The following is a 21,256-nucleotide window of genomic DNA, read 5'->3' on the forward strand; positions in this document are numbered from 1 at the left end:
AAATCGAAAAACGGGGGCAACTCGCACTCAGGAGGCGAGTTTCAAGTTAGAAGCTGTATCGGATGCGGTTTGCCGGGATTGGCTTGCCGCCAGCCTGGTACGCTTGGTACAGACGGCCCGGTGGGCCAAGGCAGGAGGGGACAGGTTCTAAACAGGATTGGAGCTAAACGCTACGGGGCGCTGCGAAAGGATTCCAGTCGCGCTGGCGGGGCCGTTCGAAGCACAGCCAACGATTATATCCAGTTTTGTTGCGTTGCGCCAGAACAATGTGCGGTTCGAATGGGTGTCGGTCACACACGTTGCGTAAATGCGCGGGCGGGCGCGGCGGCGGTACGGCCGCCGCGCATGCCCGCGGGGAGTCAGGCGGCGGTGCCGTTTTTCAGCGATTCGACCAGCTCGACGTACTGCTCGCGCGCGGTTTGCTGCGCCGTGCCTTGCAGTGCCGCCCATGCGTCGTATTTGTACTTGCCGACGATGTCGGTCATGCCGGGGCGGTCGCCGTGCGCGTCGCCTTCGGTCGCCTGCTTGAACAGCGCGTACAGGCGCAGCAGCGTCAGGTTGCCGGGACGCTCCGGCAACTGCTTCACGTCTTCCTGGGCTTGCGCGAAACGCGCATCGACATCGCTCATCGTTTTCTCCATGCAGGGATCGGGTCGGGCCGACGATGGTAGCAGCGCATGCGCACCGGCGGCTGGAGCGATTCTTCCAGAACGGCTTGCGAAGGGCGGCGACGTGCGTTCGCGAGGGCGAGGCCGGCAACGGCGGGCATAGGTATACCGTTGCTGCCTGTACCCGAACCACGCGCGACCCAGGCGCGCGGCTTGCAGGGGCGCCGCATTACAATAGCGGCCATGACCGAAACCGTGCTGCTCGCCCTCGATACCTCGACCGAATTCTGTTCGGTCGCGCTGCTCTGCGCCGCCGGCCCCGACGCCGGCGCTGCCGTTCCCGAACCCCGCGCATGGACGCGCCACGAAGCGACCGGCGCGGTGTCGAGCACGCGCCTGCTGCCGGCGATCGGCGAGCTGTTCGACGAAGCGGGCCTCGCGCTCGCCGACTGCGACGCGATCGCGTTCGGCTCCGGCCCTGGGTCGTTCACCGGCCTGCGCACGGCGACGGGCGTCGCGCAGGGCCTCGCGTTCGGCCTCGACATTCCGGTGGTGCCGGTCGGCACGCTGCTCGTCTGCGCGGAGAACGCGCGGCGGCGCGATCCGGCGGCGACCCGCGTGCTCGCCACGCTCGACGCGCGGATGGACGAGGTCTACTGGGCCGACTACGCGTGGGACGCGGCCGCCGGCGACTGGCGCGTCGTGCGCGCCGCGTCGCTCGACGCGCCGGCCGCCGTCGTCGCGCCGGACGAGCCGTTCACGCTCGCCGGCAACGCGGCGGACGTGTTCGGTGAGCGGCTCGCCGTCGCGTCGCAGGCGCGCGTGATCGACCGCGAGGCGCTGCCGCATGCGCTGCCGCTCGCGTTCGCGGCGCTGCGCGCGTTCCGCGCGGGCCGCGTCGTGCCGGCCGACCAGGCCGCGCCCGAATACGTGCGCAACAAGGTCGCGCAGACGACGGCCGAGCGGCTCGCCGCGAAAGCCGCGCAGACCGCAGCACCGGCGGCGGCGGGCGCGGTGGGTTCGACGACCGGCGAGGGCCGGCGATGAGTGGCGTGCTGATGACGGATCGCTATCTGTCGCAGATGACCGAGAGCGATCTCGACGAAGTCGTAATCATCGAGCGGTCCGCTTACGAGTTTCCGTGGTCGCGCGGCAATTTCGAGGATTCGCTGCGCAATGGGTATTTCGGCATCTGTCTGCGGCACGTGACCGGCACGTTGATCGGCTATTGCGTGCTGATGCCGGTCGTCGACGAGATGCATCTGCTGAACCTGTGCGTCGCGCCGCAGGCGCAGGGCGCGGGCGCCGGCCTCTCGCTGCTGCGCGAGGCGGTGCGGATCGCGCGCGCGGAGCGGCTCGACGGGATGCTGCTCGAAGTGCGGCCGTCCAATCATCGCGCGATCCGTCTGTACGAGCAGTTCGGCTTTGCGTCGATCGGACGGCGCAGAAATTATTATCCGGCCCGCCATCACACCCGCGAGGACGCGATCGTGATGCGCTTTTCGTTTGCAGGGGAGGGCATGGATGCCGCTCAATGAGATCGCTCTGGAAGAACTGGGACTCGCGCCGCGCTGGGTGCGCAGGGGCGTTCGTGCGGACGACGCACAGCCGGTAGCCGCTGAAAGCGCCGTCGATATCGGCAATGAGCGGACGGCGTCCGTTGCGGCGGCGAGCGGCGATGCGTCCACGCCGGCCGCAGGCGCCGACGCGCGCGCTACGACGCCGCGCCGCGTGCAGCAAGACGCCGACCGCCGCGATGCGGATATTGCTGCGTCGGAGCGGGCAGCCGAGGCGGCGAACCGCGAGCCGGTCGCAGCCGAAGGCGTTATCCCGACGCCGCCGCGCGCGCGGCCTGCTGCGCCAACGGCGCCGTCCCGCCCGCCCGCCGCCGACGAACCGCCGCCCGACGACGACTTCGCATGGTTCGATTCCGCGCCCGCAGCCGACGTCCCGCCTTTTCCCGACGACGTTCCCGCGTCGGCTCCCACGATCGCGCGCAACGGCATCGCGACGCTCGACTGGGACGCGCTCGCCGAACGCGTCGCGTCGTGCACCGCCTGCCGGCTGTGCGAGCGCCGCACGAACACCGTGTTCGGCGTCGGCGACCGCGAGGCCGAATGGATGCTGATCGGCGAAGCGCCGGGCGAGAACGAGGACCGCCAGGGCGAGCCGTTCGTCGGCCAGGCGGGCAAGCTGCTCGACAACATGCTGCGCGCACTGTCGCTCGCGCGCGGCGACAACGTGTATATCGCGAACGTGATCAAGTGCCGTCCGCCTGGCAACCGCAATCCGGAGCCGGACGAGGTCGCGCGCTGCGAGCCGTATCTGCAACGCCAGGTCGCGCTCGTGAAGCCGAAGATCATCGTCGCGCTCGGCCGCTTCGCCGCGCAGAGCCTGCTGAAGACCGACGGCAGCATCGCGTCGCTGCGCGGGCGCGTGCATCAGTACGAAGGCGTGCCGGTCATCGTCACCTACCATCCGGCGTATCTGCTGCGCAGCCTGCACGACAAGTCGAAGGCGTGGACCGACCTGTGCCTCGCGCGCGATACGTGGCGCGCGGCGGCATCGGGCCACGGCGGATGACGGCCGCGCCGGCGCGGGATGCCGCGACGCGGCTCGCCGCGCTGCGCGATCCGGCCGTGCGCGATCTCGCCTGGCTGCTGTTCAGCCCGGATCTGCTGAAGCCTCGACATCCGGGCGCGCCGCTCGCCGACCCCTGGGAGTCGCGTGACGAAGCCGATGCGGCCGCCCGATGGCTGCTCGAACTCGATCGCGACCCGCACGCGCTGCATCGCAAGCTTGCCGCGGCGCGGCTCACGCGTCTCGGGTTCTATGCGGAAGCACTGCTCGGCTGGTTTCTCGCGCATGGGCCGTTTGTGCGGCTCGTCGCCGCGAACGTCGTGTTGCGGCGCGCGGGCCGCACGCTCGGCGAATGCGACTTCCTCGTCGAAACGAGCCGTGGCCGGCGGCTGCACTGGGAACTGGCGGTCAAGTGTTATCTGCACGCGGGCGATGGCTGCGGGCTGCTGTCGGACTTCGTCGGCCCGAATCTGCGCGACCGGTTCGACCGGAAACTCGCGCATCTGATCGATCATCAACTGCGCCTCAGCGCGCGCGACGAATTTGCGATGCTCGGTTATACCGGGCCGTGGCTCGCGCAGATGTTCGTCAAAGGATGGCTGTTTTATCGGGCCGGGCAACAGGGGGCCTCGACCGCGCATGAACCGGATGAGCTTGCGCCCGATCATCCACGCGGCTGGTGGGTCACGCATGCGGACTGGCCGGCGTTCGCGGAGGCGCAGGCCGTTGACGGCTGGAGCGTGCTGCCGAGACTCGACTGGCTTGCGCCGCGATGGCTGGACGGCGCGATAGCAGCAGGGGATTCGAGTCGCGTTCCGGCGGCGACCGTCGAAACGTCATGGCGTTCGTCGGGTGTCGCCGCGCCAACCGACCCGCGCGCGTTATTCGAAACGCTTGCGGGCGCTACCGAGCCTGTGATGGTCGCAGCATTCTCGGCCGATGGTAGCGGCGGCTGCACGGAGATTTCGCGCGGCTTCATCGTGCCGGACGACTGGCCGGCACGTGCACAGGCATTCGCGCGCGAATGATGCCGTGAACCCATAACGGCCCGCTTCAATGCCGTTGCGCGGACTGCCCGACAGGAGAAACCGCCGGGCGGCGAACACCACCGCCCGCGCTCACCACCACCGATGAAAATGATGCACCGGCCCGACGCCATGGCCGACGTCGAGCCGACCGCTCGCTTCTAGCGCGGCGGTCAGATACTGCTTCGCGTCCGCGACCGCGCTGCCGAGATCGCCGCGTTGCGGCCACAGCGCCGCGATCGCCGACGACAGCGTGCATCCCGTGCCATGCGTGTTGCCGACCGGCACGCGCGTGCCGCCGAGCCGCAGCGAGCCGCCCGCGTCTATCAGCCAGTCGGGGCTGTCCGCTGCGTTCAGGTGGCCGCCCTTCACCAGCACCGCTTGCGCGCCGAGCGCGCGCAGCGCGTCGCCTTGTTCGACCATCTGCGCTTCGTCCGCCGCCGGCGCGACGCCGAGCAGCGCGGCCGCTTCGGGCAGGTTCGGCGTGACGATGTCCGCGAGCGGCAGCAGTTCGTCGCGCAAGGCGGCGACCGCATCCGGCGCGAGCAGCGCGTGATTGCTCTTCGAGATCATCACGGTGTCGAGCACGACGCGCGGCGGGCGGTGACGCCGCAGCGCATCCACGACCGCGCGCACGATCGGCGCGTTCGCGAGCATCCCGATCTTCACCGCGTCGATGCGGATGTCGTCGAACACCGCGTCGAGCTGCGCGCTGACGAACGCCGCGTCCGGCGCATGGATCGCGGTGACGCCGCGCGTGTTCTGCGCGGTGAGCGCGGTGATCACGCTCGCGCCGTACGCGCCGAGCGCGGAGAAGGCCTTGAGGTCGGCCTGGATGCCGGCGCCGCCGCCCGAATCGGAGCCGGCGACGGTCAGCACGTTGAAAATCGATGAACTCATGACTGCGCGAATGACGGAAGGGGTTGCGCGGCGACGCGCATCAATGCTGGTGATTCTCGCCGATCAGCGCGACCGAGTCGAACGTGCGCTGGTTCGCCTGGTGGCGGCGCATCACGAGCCACATCATCAGGCAGACGAACGTGCCGAACAGCACGATCACGATCGTCACCGGCACGTCGAGCCACACGAGCACCGCATACAGGCACAGCATCACGAGCACCGACAGGTTCTCGTTGAAATTCTGCACCGCGATCGAATGGCCGGCCGACAGCAGCACGTGGCCGCGATGCTGGAGCAGCGCGTTCATCGGCACGACAAAAAAGCCGGACAGGCCGCCGACGATCATCAGAAACAGATACGCGAATAGCAGGTAACCCGGCATGTGCATGCGGCCGAGCTGCAGGCCCCAATGCGCGGGGAACAGGTCGCGCGTGTAGAACGCCATCAGCATCACCGCGATGCCCATCACGATGCCGACCGGCAGCACCGACAGCGACTTCTTCAGCGGCACGCGCGCGGCCGCGATGATCGCGCCCGCCGCGACGCCCGCCGCGACCACCGCCTGCAGGATCGCGCCTTCGGACAGCGACATGCCGAGCGACACTTCCGCCCACTTCAGCACGATAAATTGCAGCGTCGCGCCCGCGCCCCAGAACAGCGTCGTGACCGCGAGCGAGATCTGGCCGAGCTTGTCGTGCCACAGCGTGACGAAGCAGTCCGCGAAGTCGGTGATGAGGCGGATCGGGCCGTGCTCCTGTCGCGGATAACGGGCGCCGGTGTCCGGGATGCGCAGGTTGAAGAGGGCGGCGATCACGTAGATCGCCATGATGACGAGCATCGCCGCTTCGGCGGGCGTGTTGATCGACGGCGGCGTATGCGCCATCACGTGAGCGGCGAGATGCGGGCTGATGAGCGCACCGCCGAGCACGGTGCCGAGGATGATCGAGCCGACCGTCGTGCCTTCGATCCAGCCGTTGGCGGCAACGAGGCGGTCAGGCGGCAGAAGTTCTGTCAGAATGCCGTACTTCGCCGGCGAGTACGCCGCCGCGCCGAAGCCGACGACGCCGTATGCAAGAAGGGGATGGGTGCCTGCGAGCATCATCGCGCAGCCGACCACCTTGATCGTGTTCGTGATGAACATCACGCGGCCCTTCGGCCTCGAATCGGCGAATGCGCCGACGAAAGCGGCAAGCACGACGTACGACAGCACAAAAAACAGCTTGAGCAGCGGCGTCATCCAGTTCGGGGCGTGAAGGTCTTTCAGCAGTGCAATAGCGGCGATCAGCAGCGCATTGTCGGCCAGCGACGAAAAAAACTGCGCGGCCATGATGGTGTAAAAGCCTTTTTTCATCTGATGCGATGCTGTCCTCGCTGCAGTCCGTCCGCCCCGGACGGGTGGGGTGCATCCGGGCTTATTACGATCGAAATGGGTTGTGCGCACGGCTTTATATCATGAAAATAGCTGCATTCGGACTAGCAGATTCCTTGAGCGCCCGTCCCGTCGGCCTCGCGGGCGCAGACCGCGCCCTGTAAGATCCTGATTCGACAGCGTCTTTACGAAAAATTCCCATGCCTCGCCCCCTTTCCGCCACGATTCACACCGCCGCTCTCGCCAATAACCTCGCCGTCGCCCGCCGCCGCGCGCCGAACTCGAAAATCTGGGCTGTCGTGAAAGCCAATGCGTATGGCCACGGACTCGCGCGAGCGTTCCCCGGCCTGCGTGCGACAGACGGCTTTGGATTGCTCGACCTCGAAGAAGCCGCGAAGTTGCGGGAACTCGGCTGGGCCGGGCCGATCCTGCTGCTGGAAGGCTTCTTCCGGCCGACCGACATCGACGTGATCGACCGCTACAGCCTGACGACGGTCGTCCATTCGGACGAGCAGATGCGGATGCTCGAAATGGCGCGTCTGTCGAAGCCGGTCAATATTCAGTTGAAAATGAACAGCGGAATGAACCGGCTCGGCTACACGCCGGAGAAGTTCCGGCCCGCGTGGGAGCGCGCGCGCGCGTGCGCCGGCATCGGTCAGATCACGCTGATGACGCACTTCTCGGACGCCGACAGCGAACGCGGCGTCGCGGAGCAGGTGGCGACGTTCGAGCGCGGCGCGCAAGGGATCGCCGGCGCGCGCAGCCTCGCGAACTCGGCCGCGACGCTGTGGCATCCGTCCACGCACTTCGACTGGGTGCGGCCCGGGATCATCCTGTACGGCGCGTCGCCGTCCGGCCTCACCGCGGCGATCGAGGGCACCGGCCTGCAGCCGGCGATGACGCTCGCGTCCGAACTGATCGCGGTGCAGACGCTTGCCGAGGGCCAGACCATCGGCTACGGCTCGACGTTCGTCGCGCGCAAAACGACGCGGATCGGCGTCGTCGCGTGCGGCTACGCGGACGGTTATCCGCGCGTCGCGCCGGAAGGCACGCCGGTGATGGTCGACGGCGTGCTGACGCGGATCGTCGGCCGCGTGTCGATGGACATGCTGACCGTCGATCTGACGCCTTGTCAGAATGCGGGTGTCGGCAGCCGCGTCGAGCTGTGGGGCGCGAACGTGCCGATCGACGACGTCGCGCGCGCGTGCGGCACGATCGGCTACGAGCTGATGTGCGCGGTCGCGCAGCGCGTGCCGGTGCGGGCGGAATAAGCGGTGGCGAAAAGCGCGGCGAAGGTCCGCACGCTGTACACCTGCACCGAATGCGGCGGGCAGACACCGAAGTGGCTGGGCCAATGCCCGGCCTGCAACGCATGGAACACGCTGATCGAGAGCGTCCCGGAGTCGCCGTCCGCGCACCGCTTCCAGGCGCTCGCGAAAAGCGCGCCGGTGCGCCGTCTCGCCGACATCGAGGCGGCCGACGTGCCGCGCTTCACGACCGGCGTCGGGGAGTTCGACCGCGTGCTGGGCGGCGGTCTCGTGCCGGGCGGCGTCGTGCTGATCGGCGGCGATCCGGGCATCGGCAAATCGACGCTGCTGTTGCAGTCGCTCGCGCAGATCGCGGCCGAGCGTCGCGCGCTTTATGTGAGCGGCGAGGAGTCGGCCGCGCAGATCGCGTTGCGCGCGCAGCGTCTCGCGCTGCTCGATCCCGGCTCGAAGGCGAGCGAGCTGCAACTGCTCGCAGAAATCCAGCTCGAAAGGATTCAGGCGACGATCGACGCGGAGCGCCCCGACGTGGCCGTGATCGACTCGATCCAGACCGTCTATTCGGAAGCGTTGACGTCCGCGCCCGGCTCGGTCGCGCAGGTGCGCGAATGCGCGGCGCAGCTCACACGGATCGCGAAGCAGTCCGGCACCGCGATCATCATGGTCGGCCACGTGACGAAGGAGGGCAACCTCGCGGGGCCGCGCGTGCTCGAACACATCGTCGACACGGTGCTGTATTTCGAAGGCGACACGCATTCGTCGTTCCGGCTCGTGCGCGCATTCAAGAACCGCTTCGGCGCGGTGAACGAACTCGGCGTGTTCGCGATGACCGAGCGCGGGCTGCGCGGCGTCGCGAATCCATCGGCGCTGTTTCTTTCGCAGCACGAACAGAGCGTGCCGGGTTCGTGCGTGCTCGTCACGCAGGAAGGCTCGCGGCCGCTGCTCGTCGAAGTGCAGGCGCTCGTCGATACCGCGCACGTGCCGAATCCGCGCCGCCTCGCGGTCGGGCTAGAACAGAACCGGCTCGCGCTGCTGCTGGCGGTGCTGCACCGCCACGCGGGCATCGCGTGCTTCGATCAGGACGTATTCCTGAACGCGGTCGGCGGCGTGAAGATCACCGAACCGGCCGCCGACCTCGCGGTGCTGCTTGCAATACATTCGTCGATGCGTAACAAGGCGTTGCCGAAGGGACTGATCGTATTCGGCGAAGTCGGGCTCGCCGGCGAGATCCGGCCGTCGCCGCGCGGGCAGGAGCGCCTGAAGGAAGCCGCGAAGCTCGGTTTCTCGTGCGCGCTGATTCCGCGCGCGAATGCGCCGAAACAGCCGATCGACGGGCTGGAGGTGATCGCGGTCGAGCGCATCGAAGAGGCTATCGACCGCGTGCGCACGCTCGATTAAAACCGCCGGCGGGACGTCAACTGTCCCGTAATGATTAGTAACAACCCTGGTACCGACTGTAACCTGGCTCGCCGCCGTTTTCCCCTATGCTCTGACGCACTATGCAATCCGCGTCGAGCGGGAAGGATGGCGTCTTGAAACAGACTGATATGTCCGCCGGCGATCGCCCGATCGTCGTGCGCGGCTGCCGGGTCTCCGAGCCGATCCGTCAGCCTTGGGGCGGCGCATGCCGCATCGTCGAATGGATCGACAGCGATGGCCGGATCTCGCGTCGCGTGGTCGCGGAGAACGTGACCCCCGCACAGGTGCGCAACACGATCGCGCATCACGTCGAAGGCCGCAAACACGTGCTGCACGACGACGAACGCGGACCGCGTCAAACCCTGCCGCGCCGGTAGGAGACGCGTTTCAGCGAGCGCGCCCGCACCGGCTGCGGTTCCGTTGCCCGGTCAACCGACTACCCCCACGGACCATAACTGAACGGCTTGCCCGGCTTCTGCGCGGGCGCGTTCGCGGTATTCGCGTGGCGGTTGGCGTCGTTGTCCGGTCTTTCCTCGTTCGCGACCGACATCCCGGCGCCGCCATAACCGTACTGCTGCGGCTCTTCTGCCGGTCCGCTCTCCTGGCGTTCCGCTTCGAGCAGCGCCTGCGGATTGAACATCGGATGACGCGCCGCCTCGGCCGGCGTCAACACCGGCGATACGCAGCAGTCGAGCAGTTCGAGCCGGTCGATCCACGTCTGTAGCGGCTCTTTCCCGATCAGGTTCGCGAGTTCGTTCGTCAGCGCGACCGCGTCCGCGCCGCCGATCGCCTGGCCGAGACTCCAGTGCCGGTCGGCCCAGTCATTGCGGCCGATCGCCATGCACAGCGCCTGCCAGAACTTCAATTCGAGCGCCGCGACCGCGAGCCAGCGGTTGTCCTGCGTGCGATACAGGTTGTAGCACGGCACGCCGCCGTTCAGCAGCCCGTGGCCGGGACGCGTCGCAGCCACGTCGTCGTTCGCGAGCGCGACCTGCGCGACGACGTTGTTCACGTAGGTCGAATGCGCCATCGACACGTCGACGAACCGTCCTTCGCCGCCGCGCGCGACCTGCCACAACGCGGCGAGAATCTGCGTGACCGCGGTCAGCGCGCCGCCGAGCAGGTCGGCGATCTGGAAGTTCGGCAGCACCGGCGCGCCGTCGCGCGCGGACAGTTGATCGAGCACCCCCGTGTACGCGACGTAGTTCAGGTCGTGACCCGGCCGGCTCGAAAACGGGCCGGTCGCGCCGTAGCCGCTGATCGAGCAGTACACGAGTTTCGGATTGATCTCGCGCAGCGTGTCGTAGCTCGCGCCGAGGCGCTCCATCACGCCGGGACGGAAGCTCTCGACCAGCACGTCCGCGTCGCGCGCGAGCGCAAGCAGCACCGTGCGGCCGGTGTCGGATTTCAGGTCGAGCCGGGTTTCGCGCTTGCCGCGATTCACGATCCGGTAGAACGCGCCGGGCCGCCCGGCGACTTCGTCGGCGGCGCTTTGCATCATCACGCGGGTCGCGTCGCCGTCGCCCGGCGGCTCGATTTTCAGCACGTCGGCGCCCAGTTCGGCGAGCCGCAGCGTCGCGACCGGTCCCGGCAGCAGCCCGGTCAGGTCGAGCACGCGAAGGCCATGCAATGGAGCGGGAGACGACACGGTTGACTCCTTGACCGGCGGCACGCACGCGGCGCGCCGCTAGCCGATCTGTTCAAGCTCCTCGTGCGCTTCGAGCCACTGGGCTTCCAGCTCATCGAGACGTGACTGCACCTGCGCCTGCCTGCGAATTGCGTCGGTCAGCTTCGCCTTCTGCGCGGGCTCGTAGCTGGCCGGGTCGGCGATGAACGCGTCGAGCGTGCCTTTCTCGGCATTCAGCGCGTCCATTTCCTTTTCGATCTTGCCGATGCGATTTTGCAGCGGCTTCTTCAATTGCGACAGCTTTTGCCGCGTTTCCGCTTCCTGGCGGCGCAGCTCCTTGCGGTTCGCGCCGCCGTCGCCGTTCGCGCCCGACTCCGCGTCCTGCTTCGACGCCGCCCGCTGTTCGGCCGCATGTTGCAGCAGCCAGTCGCGATAGTCGTCGAGATCGCCGTCGAACGGTTGCAGCCGGTGCTTCGCGACCAGCATGAACTGATCGGTCGTCGCGCGCAGCAGATGCCGGTCGTGCGACACGAGGATCAGCGTGCCGTCGAACTGCGCGAGCGCCATTGTCAGCGCGTGGCGCGTTTCGAGGTCGAGGTGGTTCGTCGGCTCGTCGAGCAGCAGCAGGTTCGGCTTCTGCCAGATGATCAGCGCGAGCGCGAGGCGCGCCTTCTCGCCGCCGGAAAACGGCGCGATCGGCGCGGTCGCCATCTCGCCCGCGAAGTTGAAGCCGCCGAGGAAGTCGCGCAGTTCCTGTTCGCGCGTGTCCGGCGCGAGCCGCGCGAGGTGTTGCAGCGGCGAGTCGTCGGGGCGCAGCGTTTCCAGCTGATGCTGCGCGAAGTAGCCGATCTGCAACCCCTTGCCGGTGCGCAGGTCGCCCGCGAGCGGCGCGAGCGTGCCGGCGAGCGTCTTGATCAGCGTGGACTTGCCCTGGCCGTTTGCGCCGAGCAGGCCGATCCGCTGGCCGTTCTGGATCGACAGCGCGACGTGCTCGACGATCGGAATCTCATGGCCATCGTCGTTGCGATAACCGCAGCGCACGTCGTCCATCACGAGCATCGGGTTCGGCGCGGAGTCCGGCGTGCGGAACTCGAACGTGAACGGCGACGCCGCGTGCGCGGGCGCGATCAGCTCCATCTTTTCGAGCGCCTTCACGCGGCTCTGCGCCTGGCGCGCCTTCGTCGCCTTGGCCTTGAAGCGGTCGATGAAGCTTTGCAGATGCGCGACGGTCCGCTGCTGCTTTTCATATGCGCTCTGCTGGAGCGCGAGCTGCTGCGCGCGCAGGATCTCGAACTGCGAGTAGTTGCCGCCATAGCGTTTGATCTGCTGCTGTTCGAGATGCAGCGTCACGTTGCAGATCGCGTCGAGGAACTCGCGGTCGTGCGAGATCACGACCAGCGTGCCGGGGTAGCGGTGCAGCCAGTCTTCGAGCCACACGATCGCGTCGAGGTCGAGGTGGTTCGTCGGTTCGTCGAGCAGCAGCAGGTCCGAGCGGCACATCAGCGCCTGCGCGAGATTCAGGCGCATCCGCCAGCCGCCGGAGAAGCTGCCGACCGGCTGGCGCGTCTGTTCGAGCGTGAAGCCGAGGCCGAGCAGCAGCGCCTCGGCGCGCGCGGGGGCGGTGTAGCCGTCAGCGTCCGCGAACGCCGCGTGCGCTTCGGCTTCGGCCGCGCCGTCGTGCGCGGCGGACGCGGCCGCGATGCGGGCTTCGATGTCGCGCAGCGCGGCGTCGCCGTCGAGCGTGTAGTCGAGCGCGCTGCGCTCGACCGCCGGTGTTTCCTGCGCGACGTGCGCGATCTGCCACGACGGCGGCAGCGAGAAGTCGCCGCCGTCCGCGTGCAGTTCGCCGCGCAGCACGGCGAACAACGTCGATTTGCCCGCGCCGTTCGCGCCGACGAGCCCGGCCTTCTCGCCGGGGTTCAGCGTGAACGACGTCTGGTCGAAGAGCGGCTTGGTACCGCGGGCAAGACTGAATTGGTTGAAGCGGATCACAGCAGGGCCAGCGTCGAGAAAACGCTATTCTAGACCGTGCCGCGCCGGCATCGGCATCGTCCGTTCGGCCAGGCAGCGCAGCGACACGTTTCTCGCTTAGACTGGCGCTTTCGATGGAGGGCGCAGATGGCTTCGATCTATTCGTTTTCGGCTCGTTCGCTGGCCGGCGAGCCGGTGTCGCTGGACCGGTACCAGGGCAAGGTGCTGCTGGTCGTGAACACGGCGAGCGAGTGCGGGTTCACGCCGCAATACGCGGGCCTGCAGAAACTGTACGAGGACTACGAGGGGCGCGGCCTCGTCGTGCTCGGCTTTCCGTGCAACCAGTTCGGCAAGCAGGAGCCGGGCGACGCGGAGCAGATCGGCAGCTTCTGCGAGAAGAACTACGGCGTCACGTTCCCGATGTTCGAGAAGATCGACGTGAACGGCGCGAACGCGCATCCGCTGTACCGCTGGCTGACCGAAGAGGCGCCGGGGGTGCTCGGGCTGGAGGCGATCAAGTGGAACTTCACGAAGTTTCTCGTCGATCGCGAAGGCAACGTCGTCAAGCGGTATGCGCCGGTCACGAAGCCGGACGCGATCGCGGGCGACATCGAAAAGCTGCTGTAGCCGCCGCGCGGGCCGTGGCGGCCGGCTAAAGGATCGGCGAGAAGAGCCGCGCGAGGTGCATCGTGATCTTGCGCAGCGCGGGCGCGCGGCGGTATTCGCCACGGTCGATCTCGACGGTGTCGTCGAAGTCGCGCAGCAGCATCGCCTCGACCTCGGCCGCGAAACCGCGATGCACGGTCAGCACCATGATCTCGAAGTTCAGCCGGAACGAGCGGTTGTCGAGATTCGCGCTGCCGATCGCGGCGGCCACGTCGTCGATCAGCACGACCTTCTGGTGCAGGAAACCCGGCTTGTAGCGGAAGATGCGGATGCCCGCGCGGATCGCGTCGAACGCATAGAGCGTCGACGCCTCGAACACCACGTAGTGGTCGCGCCGCGCGGGAATCATGATCCGCACGTCGACGCCGCGCAGCACCGCGAGCCGCAGCGCGGCGAACACCGCTTCGTCCGGCACGAGGTACGGCGTCGTGATCCACAGCCGCTTGCGCGCCGCGTTGATCGCCTCGACGAAAAACAGCGAGCAGGTTTCCTGGCGGTCGGCCGGGCCGGTCGGCATCACGAGGCAGAACATCCCGTCGTCGTGCGGCTTCTGCGGCGGCGGCTCGCAGTCGGGCAGCCGCTGCGTCGCCCAGTACCAGTCCTCGGTGAACACGAACTGGATGTTCGCGACCGCCGGCCCGCGCACCTCGATATGCGTGTCGCGCCACGGCGACAGCGGCGGTTTCGCGCCGAGATATTCGACGCCGACGTTGTGGCCGCCGACGAACGCGCGCTCGCCGTCCACGACGACGATCTTCCGGTGATTGCGGAAGTTCAACTGGAACCGGTTGACGAAGAGCCGCCGCGTCGCGAACGGATGCACGGTCACGCCGCCGGCGGACAGCGCGGCCGTGTAGCTCGACGGCAGGTCGAAGCAGCCGATGCTGTCGTACAGGAAGAATGCGCGCACGCCGCGCGCCGCGCAGGCGACGAGCGCGTCTTTCAGCAGGTTGCCGAGCGCGTCCGCGCGCACGATGAAGAACTGCACGATCACGTAGCTGCGCGCGTGTTCGATCGCGTCGAGGATCGCCGCGAACGTCGCTTCGCCGTTCACCAGCGTGCGCACCGAGTTGCCGGGCACGAGCGGCATCGCGCCCAGTTGCACGAACGTGCGGATCGCGCGCGGATCGAATTCGTACGCGGGCCACGAACTGGACGGCGGCGGCGCGGCCCGCTCCGGCGCATGCGCGCGTTCGCGCAGTGTTTCGTTGCGCAGCCGGCGCGCATCGACGTAGCCGGCGAACTTGCTGCGGCCGAGGAACAGATACGGGACCAGCGTCAGGTACGGCATCGTCGCGAGCGATACCGCCCAGGCAATCGCGCCTTGCGACGTGCGGGTGTTGAGAATCGCGTGGCACGCGGCGATAAGGCCCAGCACGTGGATGAGCGCGAGCAGCGGCGCGAGGTCTGACCAGTCGAAATGCTGCATGGATGCGAAGGACGCTCCTGGGGCGCGGCCCTTAACGGGGCCGTTGCGGAACGGCCATCTTACCCGGACCGCCCGCCGCGCGGCGATCGGTCCCGCCGGCAGCCTGCCGCGCGTCAGCGCCGCCGCGCGCGGCGCGGGTCGTGAACGGCGCCGAAACCCGGTCCGGCATCGGCCCGGCCACGGCCCCGCATCACACCGGCAGGTCGGCCGCCTGGATCAGGAACACGTTGTCGTCGCCGGCGCTGGTCGACAGCCACACGAGGTCGAGGCCGCCGAACGCCGCCTCGACGTTCGCGCGTTCGTTGCCGATCTCGACCACCAGCACGCCGTCGTCGGTCAGCCACTGGCGCGCGTCGGCGATGATCCGGCGCACGATGTCCATGCCGTCCGCGCCGCCCGCGAGCGCGATCTCGGGCTCGTGCCGGTACTCGGCCGGCAGCGTCTGCATCGACGTTGCGTTCACGTACGGCGGGTTCGTCAGGATCACGTCGTAACGGCGCTCGGGCAGCGGCGAGAACAGGTCGCCTTCGAACAGCGCGATGCGGTCGTCGAGTTCATGCTCGTGCACGTTGCGCGTCGCGACTTCGAGCGCGGGCGCGGAGAGGTCGACCGCATCGATGTCCGCGTTCGGGAACGCGTGCGCGGCGAGGATCGCGAGGCTCGCGGAGCCGGTGCACAGTTCGAGCACCGCGCTCACCTGCTCGGGGTCCTCGACATACGGTTGCAGACCGTCCTGCAACAGTTCGCCGATGAACGAGCGCGGCACGATCACGCGTTCGTCCACATAAAAGCGCAGCCCGTGCATCCACGCTTCGCGCGTGATGTACGCGGCCGGCACGCGGCCCGTCGCGCGCCGCTCGATCACGTCGAGCACGCCGTCGATTTCGTCGGGCGCGAGGCGCGCGTCGAGGAACGGGTCGAGCAGGTCGAGCGGCAGATGCAGCGTGTGCAGGATCAGATACGCGGCCTCGTCGTACGCGTTGGTCGAGCCGTGACCGAACGCGAGTTCCGCGCCGTTGAAGCGCGACACCGCATAACGCAGCAGGTCGCGCACGGTGGAGAAGGTCGTCGAAAGCGGATGGGTCATAAGGGGGCTCCGGTTCGCGCTTACGCGATCAGTTGTTCGAGCACGCGACGATACACGTTCTTCAGCGGCTCGACGAACGCGACTTCGACGTGCTCGTCGATCTTGTGGATGCTGCCGTTCGGCGGCCCGAACTCGACCACCTGCGGGCAGATCCGCGCGATGAAGCGGCCGTCCGACGTGCCGCCGGTCGTCGAAAGCTCGGTGGCGACGCCGGTCTCGTCGCGGATCGCGCGTTCGAGCGCGGACGAAAGGTCGCCGCGCGGCGTCAGGAACGGCAGGCCGCTGATCGTCCAGTGCAGTTCGTAGTCGAGCCCGTGGCGGTCGAGGATCGCGTGCACGCGCTGCTGCAATCCTTCGACGGTGCTCGCGGTCGAGAAGCGGAAGTTGAACAGCACTTCCGCGTGGCCCGGAATCACGTTGCTCGCGCCGGTGCCGCTGTGCAGGTTCGATACCTGCCAGGTGGTCGGCGGGAAGTATTCGTTGCCGTCGTCCCAGCGTTCGGCGACCAGTTCCGCGAGCGCGGGCGCGAACAGATGCACCGGATTCTTCGCGAGATGCGGATACGCGATGTGGCCTTGCACGCCCTTGACCACCAGCTTGCCCGACATCGAGCCGCGCCGGCCGTTCTTCACGCAGTCGCCGAGCGTGTGCGTGGACGTCGGCTCGCCGACGATGCAGTAGTCGAGCTTCTCGCCGCGCTGCTCCAGCAGATCGACGACCTTCACGGTGCCGTCGGTCGCCGGGCCTTCCTCGTCGCTCGTGATCAGAAAGCCGATCGAGCCGCGATGCTGCGGATGCGCGGCGGCGAACTCCTCGCTCGCGACGACGAATGCGGCGAGCGACGTTTTCATGTCGGCCGCGCCGCGCCCGTAGAGCTTGCCGTCGCGATGCGTCGGCTCGAACGGCGGCGAACTCCATTGTTCGAGCGGGCCGGTCGGCACGACGTCGGTGTGGCCCGCGAACACGAGCAGCGGACCTTGCGGGCCGGCGCTGCCGCGCTTCACCGCCCACAGGTTCGTCACGCCGTGCGACTCGATCGTCTCGCACGCGAAACCGAGCGCCGCGAGGCGTTCGGTCATGAGGCGCTGGCAGTGCTGGTCGTCGGGCGTCACGGACGCGCGCGCGATCAGCTGTTCGGTAAGGGCGAGGGTGGCGGACATGGGCTAACCACTTTCAATAAAAATGCCGGCGCCGTGGTTCACACGCGCCGGCTACGGGATGCGAAGCGCGGGACGCGTCCCGCGCGGATGCTGCGTTCAGGCGAACAGCGTCGCGTACTGGTCGGCCGAGAAGCCGAGCATCTTCACGCGGCCGTTCACGACGACGACCGGCCGCTTGATGACCGACGGCTTGTCGATCATCAGCGCGATCGCGCCGGCCGGCGTGTCGGCGGCCGCCTTCACGTCGTCCGCGAGGCCGCGCCAGGTGGTGCCGCGCCGGTTCACCAGCGCGTCGAGCGGCACGTCCTTCAGCCAGCCTTCGATCAGCGGAGCGTCCACGCCGGCTTTCTTGAAGTCGTGGAACTCGAACGCGACGCCGTGCTCTTCGAGCCACGTGCGCGCCTTCTTCACGGTGTCGCAGTTCGGGATGCCGTAGACGACCGTTTTCTTCGCCATCAGTCGCCCCGCAGCAGCTCGTTCAGGCCGACCTTCGCGCGCGTCTTCGCATCGACCTTCTTCACGATCACCGCGCAATAGAGGCTGTGCGTGCCGTCCTTCGACGGCAGGTTGCCCGCGACCACGACCGAGCCGGCCGGAATGCGGCCGTACGACACTTCGCCAGTTTCGCGGTCGTAGATCTTCGTGCTCTGGCCGAGGTAGACGCCCATCGAGATCACCGAGTTCTCCTCGACGATCACGCCTTCGACCACTTCCGAGCGCGCGCCGATGAAGCAGTTGTCCTCGATGATGACCGGGTTCGCCTGCAGCGGCTCCAGCACGCCGCCGATGCCGACGCCGCCCGACAGGTGCACGTTCTTGCCGATCTGCGCGCACGAGCCGACGGTCGCCCACGTGTCGACCATCGTGCCTTCGTCGACGTAGGCGCCGATGTTCGTGTACGACGGCATCAGCACGACGTTCTTCGCGATGAACGAGCCGCGGCGCGCGATTGCCGGCGGCACCACGCGGAAGCCGCCCGCGGCGAAGTCTTCCGCCGTGTAGCTGGCGAACTTCGACGGCACCTTGTCGTAGAACTGGGTGTAACCGCCGGCCGGCATCGGCGCGTTGTCCTCAAGGCGGAACGACAGCAGCACGGCCTTCTTCAGCCACTGGTTGACGACCCAGTCGCCGTCCTTCTTCCCGGCGACGCGGAGCAGGCCGCGGTCGAGCTGCTCGATCGCGTGCGCGACGGCTTCGCGTACTTCGGTGGGGGCGGCCTTCGGCGACAGCTCGGCGCGGTTTTCCCAGGCGTTGTCGATGATCTGCTGAAGTTGTTGCGACATGACGATGAATCCGGTGTTGAGCGATAGGGGGAATTCGGTTGGTGCAGCCGGCGCGATGCACGCGCCGCATCCGGTGCGCGGCCTGGCGGCTACGCGAGCGAGCGGCAGAAGTCCACGATGCGCTGCGCGCCTTCGATGCATTCGCCGACGTCGGCGACGAGCGCCATGCGGACGAAATCGCGGCCGGGGTTCGCGCCGTGCGCTTCGCGCGCGAGGTACGAGCCGGGCAGAACCGTCACATTATAGTCGGCGTACAGGCGCTGGGCGAACGCGGTATCGGTGAGGCCGGTGCGGGCGACGTTCGCCCACAGATAGAACGCGGCGTCCGGCAGCTTTACGTCGAGCACGTCCGCGAGCATCGGCGTGACGGTCGAGAATTTCTGCGCGTATTTCGCGCGGTTCTCGCGCACGTGGGTCTCGTCGCCCCACGCGGCGATGCTCGCGGCCTGCCAGACCGGCGACATCGCGGAGCCGTGATACGTGCGGTACAGCGTGAATTTCTTCAGGATCGCCGCGTCGCCGGCGACGAACCCCGAGCGCATGCCCGGCGCGTTCGAACGCTTCGACAGGCTCGACAGCATCACGAGCCGTTCGAAGCCGCGGCCGAGCCTGTGCGCGGCTTCGAGGCCGCCGAGCGGCGGTTTCGTTTCGTCGAAGTAGATTTCCGAATAACACTCGTCGGATGCGATCACGAAGCCGTAGCGGTCGGACAGCGCGAACAGTTCGCGCCAGTCGTCGAGCGTCAGCACCGCGCCGGTCGGGTTGCCCGGCGAGCACACGTACAGCAGCTGGGTGCGTGCCCACACCGCGTCCGGCACCGACGAGTAGTCGCACGCGAAGTTGCGCGCGGCGTCGCTGTTCACGAAGTACGGCTCGCCGCCGCCGAGCAGCGCCGCGCCTTCATAGATCTGGTAGAACGGGTTCGGGCAGAGTACGATCGCGCGCTGCGCCGGGTCCGCCGGGTTCTTCCAGCCGGCGGTCGGGTCCAGCACCGTCTGGGCGAGCGCGAACAGCGCCTCGCGCGAGCCGGACACCGGCAGTACCTCGGTGTTCGCGTCGATCTGCGGCAGCCCGTAGCGTTGCTTGACCCACGCGGCGATCGCCTCGCGCAGCGCCGGCGACCCGGCGGTCGCCGGATAGACCGACAGTCCGTCGAGCGACGCGACGACCGCGTCGCGGACCAGCGCCGGCGTCGGGTGTTTCGGCTCGCCGATCCCGAAGCTGATGTGGCGCAGCGCGGCGTTCGGCGCGACATCCTTGAACAGTGCGCGCAGCTTTTCGAACGGATAGGACTGAAGGGTATCGAGGAGCGGATTCACTTGGGCGTTGGACGGGCTGAACGGGACGGCGACGGATGCGGAGCGCGGCAAGGCGCGCTCCGAAGCGAGGCTGCCGCGTGGCGCGACGGACGGCGGGCCGGCGTGCCGCGGCGGCTTGCAAGGGTCCGATTATAGCTTGGCGGCGCAGGGTTGCGCCGGGTGGCCGGGGTGACTGGCGCGTCGGGTGCGGCGGCGCGGGCTGCGGCTGGCGGCGTAGGCGCGTCGTGGGATGCAGCCCGTTGCGCGTGGACGCGGCGCATGCGACTGGCAGCGTGCCGTGACCCTCGACCATGCCGGGCAGATCCGGGCGGAAGAAGCGGCGTATGGGCAATCGGCCGCTCGTCCGCCATGAATGAGCATCGGCAACGCAACGGGCAACGGAACAGAAGAGCAAGGGTTTAACCAATGCATTTGAAGAAGCAGGCAACGCGCGCGAACAGCGCGTCGCGGGCAACAGGAAATCCCCACCGATGACCGCAGTCACCCGCACCGGCTGGCCGGCGCTCGCGATTCTCGTCGGCGCGTCGGTCTGGGGGATCGTCTGGTATCCGCTGCGGATCGTGGCGGCGCTCGGCGTGTCCGGCACCGCCGCGAGCGCGCTGACCAGCGCGGCCGGCTGCCTGTTCGTGCTCGCGCTGCGCTGGCGCTCGATCCGCACGATGCGCTGGCACCGCGTGCTGCCGCTGCTCGGCCTCGCGGCCGGCGTGAACAACCTCGGTTTCGTGTGGGGCTCGATCCATGGCGAGGTGATGCGCGTGCTGCTGCTGTTCTACCTCGCGCCCGCATGGACCGCGCTGTTCGCGCATTTCATCCTGCGCGAGCGGCTCACGTGGTCCGGCGCGGCGCTCGCCGCGCTGTCGCTCGCGGGCGCGGTGCTGATGCTGTGGTCGCCGCACGCGGGTCTGCCGTTGCCCGCCGACGCGGCCGAATGGGCCGGCCTCGCCGGCGGCATGGGTTTCGCGATGAGCAACGTGCTCGTGCTGAAGACGGCCCGCGTGCTGCCGGACATGAAACCCGAGATGCGCACCGCGATCGTGTTCGGCGGCGCGGCGTTGTCCGGCGCATTCGCCGCGTGTTTCGAGCCGATGCCCGCGCCGCCCGTCGGTCCGGCGCTCGTGCATGTCGTCTGGCTCGTCGTCGTGCTCGGCATCGCGCTCGGCGCGAACAACATGCTCGTGCAGTTCGGCCTCGCCCGGGTGCCGGCGAACCGCGCGTCGATCATCATGCTGTTCGAACTCGTCGTCACCGCGCTGACCGCGTGGCTGTTCGCGGGTGAGGTGCCCGGCCTGCACGAGTGGGCGGGCGGCGGCTGCATCGTGCTCGCGTCGCTGCTGTCGAACTGGGTCCATCGGGTCCGGCCGCCGCGCGGCGGGGACGGCGGCGACTGTGGCGGTCCAGCGTCGCGCGGGACCGCCGATGCGCGGGACGGCGCACGCGCGATGGTATGATTGCCGCTGTCTGCGCCGCGCCGCACGCCCTTCGCGTACGTCGCGGCGCGTGCGTATTCGTGGCGTCCGCCCGGAACGCGTGGCGCCGTCGCACGGTCGC

Annotated in this window: 20 protein-coding genes; 9 read left to right on the forward strand and 11 right to left on the reverse strand. The window is 68.3% G+C overall.

The genetic code is table 11. The features are described 5' to 3' along the window. Window positions 1–359: 359 nt before the first annotated feature. Window positions 360–629 (reverse strand): acyl-CoA-binding protein, encoded by a 270-nt coding sequence (locus BLV92_RS08040; RefSeq protein ID WP_090546917.1) that lies wholly within the window; start codon window positions 627–629, stop codon window positions 360–362. A 222-nt stretch (window positions 630–851) separates the two neighbouring features. On the opposite strand from BLV92_RS08040, the gene tsaB reads away from it, so the two are divergent. The 4 genes from tsaB to BLV92_RS08060 are packed head-to-tail and all read left to right on the forward strand — an operon-like array spanning window position 852 to window position 4,216. After that, window positions 852–1,655, forward strand: a complete 804-nt coding sequence (gene tsaB, locus BLV92_RS08045; RefSeq protein ID WP_090543845.1) for a tRNA (adenosine(37)-N6)-threonylcarbamoyltransferase complex dimerization subunit type 1 TsaB — start codon at window positions 852–854, stop codon at window positions 1,653–1,655. Then, a complete protein-coding gene (gene rimI / locus BLV92_RS08050) occupies window positions 1,652–2,146 on the forward strand; it encodes a ribosomal protein S18-alanine N-acetyltransferase (protein ID WP_090543847.1) in 495 nt (164 codons plus the stop codon). Before tsaB ends, rimI begins: the two co-directional genes overlap by 4 nt. Further along, on the forward strand, window positions 2,133–3,191 hold the full coding sequence (locus BLV92_RS08055) for a uracil-DNA glycosylase (protein WP_090543849.1): 1,059 nt from the start codon (window positions 2,133–2,135) through the stop codon (window positions 3,189–3,191). The genes rimI and BLV92_RS08055 overlap by 14 nt, the downstream gene beginning before the upstream one ends. Next, window positions 3,188–4,216, forward strand: coding sequence for a DUF1853 family protein (locus tag BLV92_RS08060; protein WP_090546919.1), 1,029 nt, complete (start codon window positions 3,188–3,190; stop codon window positions 4,214–4,216). Before BLV92_RS08055 ends, BLV92_RS08060 begins: the two co-directional genes overlap by 4 nt. 90 nt (window positions 4,217–4,306) lie before the next feature. On the opposite strand, the gene thiD is transcribed toward BLV92_RS08060, so the two are convergent. Together thiD and lplT are read right to left on the reverse strand one after the other, a co-directional pair. Next, the gene (gene thiD / locus BLV92_RS08065) at window positions 4,307–5,113 is read right to left on the reverse strand and encodes a bifunctional hydroxymethylpyrimidine kinase/phosphomethylpyrimidine kinase (protein WP_090543851.1); all 807 of its coding nucleotides are present in this window, start codon (window positions 5,111–5,113) and stop codon (window positions 4,307–4,309) included. 40 nt (window positions 5,114–5,153) lie between these two features. Then, entirely contained in the window at window positions 5,154–6,464 is a 1,311-nt protein-coding gene (gene lplT, locus BLV92_RS08070; protein ID WP_090543853.1) for a lysophospholipid transporter LplT, read from the reverse strand. 218 nt (window positions 6,465–6,682) lie between these two features. On the opposite strand from lplT, the gene alr reads away from it, so the two are divergent. From alr to BLV92_RS08085, 3 genes are all read left to right on the forward strand, one after another. After that, window positions 6,683–7,753 (forward strand): alanine racemase, encoded by a 1,071-nt coding sequence (gene alr, locus BLV92_RS08075; RefSeq protein WP_090543854.1) that lies wholly within the window; start codon window positions 6,683–6,685, stop codon window positions 7,751–7,753. Between the two features lie 3 nt (window positions 7,754–7,756). After that, window positions 7,757–9,145 (forward strand): DNA repair protein RadA, encoded by a 1,389-nt coding sequence (gene radA / locus BLV92_RS08080; protein WP_090543855.1) that lies wholly within the window; start codon window positions 7,757–7,759, stop codon window positions 9,143–9,145. A 149-nt stretch (window positions 9,146–9,294) separates the two neighbouring features. Then, window positions 9,295–9,543 carry a DUF2866 domain-containing protein gene (locus BLV92_RS08085; protein ID WP_373681836.1) on the forward strand — a complete coding sequence of 83 codons (249 nt, stop codon included), beginning with the start codon at window positions 9,295–9,297 and terminating at the stop codon, window positions 9,541–9,543. Window positions 9,544–9,602: 59 nt separating this feature from the next. Here BLV92_RS08085 and BLV92_RS08090 read toward each other — a convergent pair whose 3' ends face one another. Together BLV92_RS08090 and BLV92_RS08095 are read right to left on the reverse strand one after the other, a co-directional pair. Further along, complete coding sequence (locus BLV92_RS08090; RefSeq protein ID WP_244283761.1) at window positions 9,603–10,814, reverse strand: CaiB/BaiF CoA transferase family protein; 1,212 nt, start codon at window positions 10,812–10,814, stop codon at window positions 9,603–9,605. A 39-nt stretch (window positions 10,815–10,853) separates the two neighbouring features. Further along, window positions 10,854–12,785, reverse strand: a complete 1,932-nt coding sequence (locus BLV92_RS08095) for an ATP-binding cassette domain-containing protein (RefSeq protein WP_090543860.1) — start codon at window positions 12,783–12,785, stop codon at window positions 10,854–10,856. A gap of 126 nt (window positions 12,786–12,911) precedes the next feature. On the opposite strand from BLV92_RS08095, the gene BLV92_RS08100 reads away from it, so the two are divergent. Then, window positions 12,912–13,391 (forward strand): glutathione peroxidase, encoded by a 480-nt coding sequence (locus BLV92_RS08100; RefSeq protein ID WP_090543862.1) that lies wholly within the window; start codon window positions 12,912–12,914, stop codon window positions 13,389–13,391. Between the two features lie 25 nt (window positions 13,392–13,416). Here BLV92_RS08100 and cls read toward each other — a convergent pair whose 3' ends face one another. The 6 genes from cls to dapC form a co-directional block, all read right to left on the reverse strand. Next, complete coding sequence (cls, locus tag BLV92_RS08105; protein ID WP_090543863.1) at window positions 13,417–14,859, reverse strand: cardiolipin synthase; 1,443 nt, start codon at window positions 14,857–14,859, stop codon at window positions 13,417–13,419. Between the two features lie 190 nt (window positions 14,860–15,049). After that, window positions 15,050–15,946, reverse strand: a complete 897-nt coding sequence (gene prmB / locus BLV92_RS08110) for a 50S ribosomal protein L3 N(5)-glutamine methyltransferase (protein ID WP_090543865.1) — start codon at window positions 15,944–15,946, stop codon at window positions 15,050–15,052. 20 nt (window positions 15,947–15,966) lie between these two features. After that, window positions 15,967–17,106, reverse strand: a complete 1,140-nt coding sequence (dapE, locus tag BLV92_RS08115) for a succinyl-diaminopimelate desuccinylase (RefSeq protein ID WP_090543867.1) — start codon at window positions 17,104–17,106, stop codon at window positions 15,967–15,969. 96 nt (window positions 17,107–17,202) lie between these two features. Next, on the reverse strand, window positions 17,203–17,562 hold the full coding sequence (locus BLV92_RS08120) for an ArsC family reductase (protein ID WP_090543869.1): 360 nt from the start codon (window positions 17,560–17,562) through the stop codon (window positions 17,203–17,205). Continuing rightward, window positions 17,562–18,389, reverse strand: a complete 828-nt coding sequence (dapD, locus tag BLV92_RS08125; protein WP_090543872.1) for a 2,3,4,5-tetrahydropyridine-2,6-dicarboxylate N-succinyltransferase — start codon at window positions 18,387–18,389, stop codon at window positions 17,562–17,564. Before dapD ends, BLV92_RS08120 begins: the two co-directional genes overlap by 1 nt. An 89-nt stretch (window positions 18,390–18,478) precedes the next feature. Then, the gene (gene dapC, locus BLV92_RS08130; protein WP_090543874.1) at window positions 18,479–19,708 is read right to left on the reverse strand and encodes a succinyldiaminopimelate transaminase; all 1,230 of its coding nucleotides are present in this window, start codon (window positions 19,706–19,708) and stop codon (window positions 18,479–18,481) included. 470 nt (window positions 19,709–20,178) lie between these two features. Between dapC and BLV92_RS08135 the strand changes: the two genes are divergently transcribed. Further along, window positions 20,179–21,156 (forward strand): DMT family transporter, encoded by a 978-nt coding sequence (locus BLV92_RS08135; RefSeq protein ID WP_090543876.1) that lies wholly within the window; start codon window positions 20,179–20,181, stop codon window positions 21,154–21,156. Window positions 21,157–21,256: the final 100 nt, after the last annotated feature.

Source organism: Paraburkholderia caballeronis, assembly GCF_900104845.1.
Classification (GTDB): Bacteria; Pseudomonadota; Gammaproteobacteria; order Burkholderiales; family Burkholderiaceae; genus Paraburkholderia; species Paraburkholderia caballeronis.

What these genes read in the sequence shown, in the direction of transcription:
- BLV92_RS08040 (WP_090546917.1), bottom strand. Translation starts at nt 629, where the DNA reads ATGAGCGATGTCGATGCGCGTTTCGCGCAAGCCCAGGAAGACGTGAAG.
- tsaB (WP_090543845.1), top strand. Translation starts at nt 852, where the DNA reads ATGACCGAAACCGTGCTGCTCGCCCTCGATACCTCGACCGAATTCTGT.
- rimI (WP_090543847.1), top strand. Translation starts at nt 1,652, where the DNA reads ATGAGTGGCGTGCTGATGACGGATCGCTATCTGTCGCAGATGACCGAG.
- BLV92_RS08055 (WP_090543849.1), top strand. Translation starts at nt 2,133, where the DNA reads ATGCCGCTCAATGAGATCGCTCTGGAAGAACTGGGACTCGCGCCGCGC.
- BLV92_RS08060 (WP_090546919.1), top strand. Translation starts at nt 3,188, where the DNA reads ATGACGGCCGCGCCGGCGCGGGATGCCGCGACGCGGCTCGCCGCGCTG.
- thiD (WP_090543851.1), bottom strand. Translation starts at nt 5,113, where the DNA reads ATGAGTTCATCGATTTTCAACGTGCTGACCGTCGCCGGCTCCGATTCG.
- lplT (WP_090543853.1), bottom strand. Translation starts at nt 6,464, where the DNA reads ATGAAAAAAGGCTTTTACACCATCATGGCCGCGCAGTTTTTTTCGTCG.
- alr (WP_090543854.1), top strand. Translation starts at nt 6,683, where the DNA reads ATGCCTCGCCCCCTTTCCGCCACGATTCACACCGCCGCTCTCGCCAAT.
- BLV92_RS08085 (WP_373681836.1), top strand. Translation starts at nt 9,295, where the DNA reads ATGTCCGCCGGCGATCGCCCGATCGTCGTGCGCGGCTGCCGGGTCTCC.
- BLV92_RS08100 (WP_090543862.1), top strand. Translation starts at nt 12,912, where the DNA reads ATGGCTTCGATCTATTCGTTTTCGGCTCGTTCGCTGGCCGGCGAGCCG.
- cls (WP_090543863.1), bottom strand. Translation starts at nt 14,859, where the DNA reads ATGCAGCATTTCGACTGGTCAGACCTCGCGCCGCTGCTCGCGCTCATC.
- prmB (WP_090543865.1), bottom strand. Translation starts at nt 15,946, where the DNA reads ATGACCCATCCGCTTTCGACGACCTTCTCCACCGTGCGCGACCTGCTG.
- dapE (WP_090543867.1), bottom strand. Translation starts at nt 17,106, where the DNA reads ATGTCCGCCACCCTCGCCCTTACCGAACAGCTGATCGCGCGCGCGTCC.
- BLV92_RS08120 (WP_090543869.1), bottom strand. Translation starts at nt 17,562, where the DNA reads ATGGCGAAGAAAACGGTCGTCTACGGCATCCCGAACTGCGACACCGTG.
- dapD (WP_090543872.1), bottom strand. Translation starts at nt 18,389, where the DNA reads ATGTCGCAACAACTTCAGCAGATCATCGACAACGCCTGGGAAAACCGC.
- BLV92_RS08135 (WP_090543876.1), top strand. Translation starts at nt 20,179, where the DNA reads ATGACCGCAGTCACCCGCACCGGCTGGCCGGCGCTCGCGATTCTCGTC.